6 protein-coding genes and 1 riboswitch are annotated in these 6,278 nt (G+C 40.4%); of the genes, 3 read left to right on the forward strand and 3 right to left on the reverse strand.

Annotated features, from left to right (window positions below):
* The first annotated feature begins 4 nt into the window (after positions 1–4).
* Positions 5–898 carry a 4-hydroxy-tetrahydrodipicolinate synthase gene (gene dapA, locus BBA02S_RS14685; RefSeq protein ID WP_041096661.1) on the forward strand — a complete coding sequence of 298 codons (894 nt, stop codon included), beginning with the start codon at positions 5–7 and terminating at the stop codon, positions 896–898.
* A 336-nt stretch (positions 899–1,234) separates the two neighbouring features.
* On the opposite strand, the gene BBA02S_RS14690 is transcribed toward dapA, so the two are convergent.
* Positions 1,235–1,753 carry a hypothetical protein gene (locus tag BBA02S_RS14690; RefSeq protein ID WP_041098113.1) on the reverse strand — a complete coding sequence of 173 codons (519 nt, stop codon included), beginning with the start codon at positions 1,751–1,753 and terminating at the stop codon, positions 1,235–1,237.
* Between the two features lie 393 nt (positions 1,754–2,146).
* Positions 2,147–3,505, reverse strand: coding sequence for an amino acid permease (locus tag BBA02S_RS14695; RefSeq protein WP_041096663.1), 1,359 nt, complete (start codon positions 3,503–3,505; stop codon positions 2,147–2,149).
* Positions 3,506–3,668: 163 nt separating this feature from the next.
* Positions 3,669–3,749, reverse strand: a riboswitch (glycine riboswitch).
* 388 nt (positions 3,750–4,137) lie between these two features.
* Here BBA02S_RS14695 and BBA02S_RS14700 point away from each other — a divergent pair.
* On the forward strand, positions 4,138–4,401 hold the full coding sequence (locus tag BBA02S_RS14700; protein WP_041096667.1) for an excalibur calcium-binding domain-containing protein: 264 nt from the start codon (positions 4,138–4,140) through the stop codon (positions 4,399–4,401).
* A gap of 150 nt (positions 4,402–4,551) precedes the next feature.
* Here the strand turns inward: BBA02S_RS14700 and BBA02S_RS14705 are convergent, their stop codons facing one another.
* Complete coding sequence (locus BBA02S_RS14705) at positions 4,552–5,469, reverse strand: DMT family transporter (RefSeq protein ID WP_041113357.1); 918 nt, start codon at positions 5,467–5,469, stop codon at positions 4,552–4,554.
* A gap of 211 nt (positions 5,470–5,680) precedes the next feature.
* Between BBA02S_RS14705 and BBA02S_RS14710 the strand changes: the two genes are divergently transcribed.
* The gene (locus BBA02S_RS14710; protein ID WP_041096671.1) at positions 5,681–6,187 is read left to right on the forward strand and encodes an Lrp/AsnC family transcriptional regulator; all 507 of its coding nucleotides are present in this window, start codon (positions 5,681–5,683) and stop codon (positions 6,185–6,187) included.
* Positions 6,188–6,278: the final 91 nt, after the last annotated feature.

A 6,278-nucleotide genomic window follows, 5' to 3' on the forward strand; every position in this document is an offset into this window, starting at 1 on the left:
AGCAATGAACTTTGGACAAATTTTAACTGCAATGGTGACCCCATTTACTCAAAATGGAGAGATTGACTTTCATGCCGCCCAAAATTTAATCAATCATTTAATTGACAATGGAACAGACGGTTTAGTGGTAGCCGGAACAACCGGTGAATCCCCTACGCTAACGACAGAAGAAAAAGCTGAGTTATTCCAATTTGTGGTTGAGGTTGTAAACGGGAGAGTACCCGTCATTGCGGGTACCGGCTCCAATAATACGAGAGCCTCTATTCACTTAACGAACCTTGCAGAAAGAGCAGGCGTCGATGGAATTATGCTTGTTGTTCCCTACTATAACAAGCCATCTCAAGAAGGACTATATCAACATTTTAAGGCGGTTGCAGAATCCACGCCATTACCGGTTATGCTATACAACATACCAGGACGAAGCGTTGCCAATATGTCTGTTGAGACGGTCGTTCGCCTGTCAAGCATTCCAAATATCGTCTCCATTAAAGATGCCAGCGGCAATTTAGAGGCCATGACCGAAATTATCAGCCAAACACCTGAAGATTTTTCTTTGTACAGCGGCGATGATGGCTTGACCTTGCCAGTATTATCAATTGGCGGCACTGGAGTCGTCTCAGTTGCTTCACATATTATTGGGAATGAAATGCAGATGATGATTGAAAACTTTAAGAATGGGAAGCTCCAAGAGGCTGCTCTGGCCCACCGCAGCCTCCTTCCTATCATCAAAGCGGTATTTTCTGCACCAAGTCCATCACCTGTAAAAGCAGCATTAAATTTAAACGGAGTCCCTGTCGGCGGTGTTCGCTTGCCGATGATTCCTCTAAATGACCAAGAACAACAGGCCCTGCAGCAAACACTGCAATTGCTGAATACAGAAGAAAAGGTTTTTTCTTAAAAAGCTTTTCTGATGATTTGTTCATGAGCCGAGCCTTGGACTGACTTGGTCAAAGGAAACCTGTTTATGGAAAAAGGAGCTGACCCCTATGCCTTCCGCATAAAAGTCAGCTCCCTTCTTATTTCACACCAACACCGGCCTTTGTCCGCCGCCTCTTGAGCATAGTATGGATGAAACTCCCTCCTCGTGCAGTAACAAGCATAAAAAGAACACAAACGAGGGACATCTCATTTGTGTTTTCTTTCCACTAACTGCTTCAAGCATAGTTTGGGTTCCTATCCACCAAACGGCTGCCCTCGAAAATATCTGTCAAACTAATACCTTCTGTTTTCTCCTCTACCTCTGCAAATCCGGATAGAGCTTGATCATTGCATCTGAAATCATATCAGCCATTTCCCTGGCTTGTTTTTCGATTTCATCATATACAGCAATATCCTTCTGATAGTCCTTATTGATCATATACAGAGCTTCTTGCTTCGTTAAGTTTAAATGTTGATAGAACATTTCCCTCACTTTTTCTTTTGGCAGAAATTTGTTCACACTATTAAGGAAAAGGGCAATCTGATCTGCATTGGCATACCATTTTCGTTCGGCTGCCTCAGCTGCCTGTGTGTTGCCGGCTAAAGCTGCCTTGACAAGATCTGCTGCCACCAGAAGATGCTCCTTAATTAAGGCTGCGTATGTCTTAGCGGCAGGCTCTCCATAAATAGGCCGGAACATTTCACCCATGTCACCAGCATTTTTCAAAAGACGAGCGATCACAAAGTTAACATCCGGAAGATTAAATGTCAGGCTGATGATGGCCATTCTCGTCCAAGCAACATGCTCCTCCCAAAGGCTCCGCTCATTTCTCATCAATTCAACTTCTCTTTGCGTCACACATTCCTTTCGCCGGCTATTTTGATTAAGGACTAATGGCGAGCGGCCCGTTTGCCGGCCCGGATAAGCATGTTCTGGAGCGATATAAAAGTAACTGGGAACCGTGTAAGCTGGCATCATATAAACAGATTCTCTATTTAAAAAATAGTGCATGCCCTTCTCCCTCCCTGTATTTACGAAAAAGCCCAGCTTTATCAATACTAGTGTATTCATTTTTAAAAGCCGCGTGCTTGCCTCTAGTTGAGGGAGTGTAAACCATTTATCACTTAACAGCCTTATTTACTGCCTGAAATCCAAAGCACAGCTTTCTTGAAGTTGCCCCTTGCGTCTGAATAACATAGCCGGCGCGCATCCATCGCTGCTCCATCTTTATATTCCTTCTTTTTTCTCCTTTTTTCTTCTGTTTCCGTACAAAATAAACAAGAGAATAAACCATAAAGGAGTGAGCAATAAGGACGGGCGCGTCTCTTCAGAAACCAGCATAATCACAAGAACCGCAGCAAAGAGCGTCAAAACAGCATAATTAACAAACGGCGTGAATGGTGCTTTGAATGTTGACTTTGCCTGTAATTGCGGACGGGTTTTCTTATATTTTAAATGGCAAATAAGAATAATGCTCCACACCCAAATAAAGCAAAGAGCGCTAATAGTCGTCACGATTCCAAAGGCTTGTTCGGGTATAAGTTTACTCAAGAGAGCCCCCGCTGATATGACAAGCGTCGATACGAACAACGCGTTGCGCGGTACGTGATTTTTGTTCAGCTTTGCAAAACCGGCTGGCCCCTGATCGCTGTTGCTTAAATTATATAAAATCCGGCTAGTTGAAAACATGCCGCTGTTACAAGCGGAAGCGGCTGAAGTTAATACAACAAAATTAATAATTCCTGCAGCAATCGGAATTCCGATTAAACTAAATGTTTTCACAAACGGACTTTCTGCTGCATTTAGTTCTGTCCATGGGTTGATGCACAAAAGAACAATTAAGGCACCAACGTAGAAAAATAAAATTCTTAAAGGAATTTTATTAATGGCTGATGGGATGTTTTTTTCCGGGTTAGACGTTTCTGCTGCCGACACACCTACCAGTTCCACGCCGACGTAAGCAAATACAACCATTTGAAAGGAAAGCAAGAAGCCTGAAATCCCATTTGGAAACAACCCTCCATGCTCCCAAAGATTCTGAATCGTAACCGCTCCCGAATCTGTCTTGAATCCCGCCATCAGCAAAATGACTCCAATGGCAATTAACGCAAGAATAGTAATAACCTTTATTAAAGCAAACCAAAACTCTAATTCCCCAAACAACTTGACCGTCAACAGGTTAAGCCCTAATAAAATGAGCAAGCAAATCACGGCAGGAATCCATTGCGGGATATGGAACCAATATTGTACATATACACCAACGGCAATCACGTCAGCCATAGCGGTCATAATCCAACAAAACCAATAGGTCCACCCTGTTACAAATGATGCCCATGGTCCAAGGTAATCCTCGGCAATGTCTGTTAAGGATTGATAGCCTGCATTCGATAGCAGGAGTTCCCCTAGTGCCCTCATAACAAAGAAAAGAGCCATACCCATAATTAAATAAGCAAAGATGATAGAGGGACCAGCCATTTGTATCGCTTTGCCGGATCCTAAAAATAATCCTGTACCGATAGTGCCGCCAATGGCAATGAGTTGAACATGCCGATTGGATAGATCCCTCTTTAATTCTTGTTGTGCCACCTGTAACTCCTCCTTGAAGTCTGCGAACTTATGAATGTGAAATAATGAGCAATAAATCAAGACCCATAAAAAAAGAGATTGGAGGACATCCAATCTCATGGTCATAAGTATAACAAATAATATTTGCCATACTAACTATTGTCAGTACAACAAATAAATATTCCAATACTCTTCTGTCCTTTTGCCTGAGATTGTGAACCCTTCGGCGCCGCGGAATTCCCGCGGTCTCTCCAGAAGCTGCTCCTGCTATAGTGTGATCCATAGCAATTATAGCTCGCTGTATATTAAATTTTTTGATACCTATAATTATTTTTGAATAATTTTTAATTTTAATAGTACTAGCAGTTAAAGGTTTTGTCAATAACTAAAAGACGGTCTATTGATTGAATCTCCTGCAAATAAAATAGGAACTGCCCAAATAATCATACAGGCCTTTTTAAATCATTCATTTTAGGTCCATTGTCATTAACTGTCGAATGATAAATATAGAATTTTGAATTTCTATATTAGATAATATAGGAAAATACCTATATCTTTTTACATATGCCAATATGGTTTCACCGGTATTTTTACCCGAATCTTTTTTCATTGTTTATAAGGCTAAAAAAATCACTTAAAGGAGCTGATTGATTGTGAAACGTATTACTGCAGTTGTGCTATCCTCATCTTTACTGTTAGGAGTTTCAGCTGTCTCCCCTTCGTCCGCTGATGCAGCTGCAAAGGCTTATAAAAACTGTACGGAGCTAAACAAGACTTATAAAGGCGGCGTAGCAAAAGACGCTAAAGTACAAAATAAAGGCGGCAAAACTAAATTTGCTCCAACTGTCTCAGCAGAGCTTTACAAAGCCAATTCGAAGCTTGATAGAGACAAAGACGGCATTGCTTGCGAGAAATAAACAGGCTTCCCATTTATCCATTTAAAAAGGGATAATTTTTGTCCCTTTTTAAATGGTCGTTTCTCTAGTTTACATATTTGCATCTAGAGTAGAAATGCAAATTATGAATGCAGCCCGCTAGCAGTTTCGTTAAAAATATATTCCCAAAAGCTATTTTGCCTCCACTGCGGCTATACTGACAAAAGGTGTTTTCGATTGAAAATGATGGAAAGCAATGCAGCCTGCAATGACTAGACAGCCGCCTATGCTTTGTATGATGGAAAGTTGTTCTCCCAAAAATAAAAAGGACAAAATCACTGTAAATATTGGATTGAAATTTAAGAAAACACCCGCTGCTGTAGCACCTAATTTCTGGGTGCAACTATTCCAGAGCACCATACAAATTACGGTAGATACAACACCTGTATATAGAATAGACACAATAAAAGACTGATCTATGCTGGATATAGCAAAATCAAACACATTGAACGGCAGCAGGATCAGCAGCCCGAAAACCCCCGAATACAGAGTAGCCATCAGCGATGAGGTCTCCTTCATTGCCCATCTGCTGAGAATAGAATACAGGCCCCATACACTGATCGCCCCTATCATCCACAAATCCCCCGCATTAAACTGCAGCGAAAAGATTAAGCTGATATTTCCGTTAGAAAGGACAAGAAGGACACCAAAAAGCGAAAGAATCATTGAGGAAACTTGAAGTGCATTCATTCTTTCTTTCAGAAAAATAAAGGAACAAACAGCAATCGCAATCGGAATTAATGTAGAAATTAAAGCAACGTTATTGGAAGCAGTTCGCTCTAGTGCTAAAAATTGAAAAATATTAAATAGGACCACTCCTGTGATTCCCATCAAAACCAAGGGCAAAATAGCCTTGCGCGGAGGGAGGATTCTTCTTTCTGTTCGCCACACCATCGGTAAAAGCAAAACAATAGCAATCAACCATCTTAAGCTCGTCAAGGTTAACGGGGAAGCATGAGAAACTAGCGATTTGCTTACTACAAAATTCCCGCCCCATAGAAAGCTTGTTAAAAGCATTAAAAAAACATAAAAACCTTTTCTATCTTTCATGTCTCATAGAACTCCTTTGTTAAACACTTTTATGCTAAATACAAGGAATGTTATAATAATGTTAACATCTTGAATTCATTTACAAAATAAAAAAACTATTGATACAAATAATTTAAAATAATATAAGGCCATGAACTATCTTTTCAAAATAATGTTCATTTCAAATGAAAAATAAGGACATTTTTTTGAATAAACAAAAGGAGCCGATGACATGCCATTTTACGAGCAAAAAGCTTTAGATGATATTGACCTTCAGCTATTAGATATCCTTCAAAGAAACGCCAGTTTAAGCAATGCTGAAATAGCCAGGCGCATTCTTCTCTCACCGCCAGCCACGCATATGCGAATCAAGCGGCTGGAGAATGAAGGGTTTATCGATGCACAGGTTGCAATATTAAATCAAGAAAAGCTGAATTTTGATTTGCTTTGCTACATCTTAATCAGTACGAATCTGCATCAGGAAAAGCAATTAGAGGACTTAGAACATGCCTTAAAATCCATGCCGGAAATACTGGAATGCCATTGCTTGACAGGGGAACATGACTATCTTTTAAAAGCGGCTATCAGAGATAGAAAGGAATTAGACGTTTTCATCAGAAAGTTAAATAAGCTGGGGATATCTAGAATCCAAACAAATTTATCCTTAAGGGAAATCAAGTATTCTACTGTTTTGCCTATCCTGCCAGCTCCGGGAACAACTAAAAAAGAAGGTGAATAGTTCACCTTCCGGCCTGTAGACAAACTCAATGAAAATTGAATTGTATCTACAGGCTTTTTAATTTTCTTGTAGATGGGGCTGTTGCTCTCCA

The organism is Bacillus badius NBRC 15713 (assembly GCF_001591605.1).
In the GTDB taxonomy this organism is placed as follows: domain Bacteria; phylum Bacillota; class Bacilli; order Bacillales; family Domibacillaceae; genus Pseudobacillus; species Pseudobacillus badius.

Excerpts from the sequence above, each read along its gene's own strand:
- dapA (WP_041096661.1), top strand. The coding sequence starts at position 5 with ATGAACTTTGGACAAATTTTAACTGCAATGGTGACCCCATTTACTCAA.
- BBA02S_RS14690 (WP_041098113.1), bottom strand. The coding sequence starts at position 1,753 with ATGAGAAATGAGCGGAGCCTTTGGGAGGAGCATGTTGCTTGGACGAGA.
- BBA02S_RS14705 (WP_041113357.1), bottom strand. The coding sequence starts at position 5,469 with ATGAAAGATAGAAAAGGTTTTTATGTTTTTTTAATGCTTTTAACAAGC.
- BBA02S_RS14710 (WP_041096671.1), top strand. The coding sequence starts at position 5,681 with ATGCCATTTTACGAGCAAAAAGCTTTAGATGATATTGACCTTCAGCTA.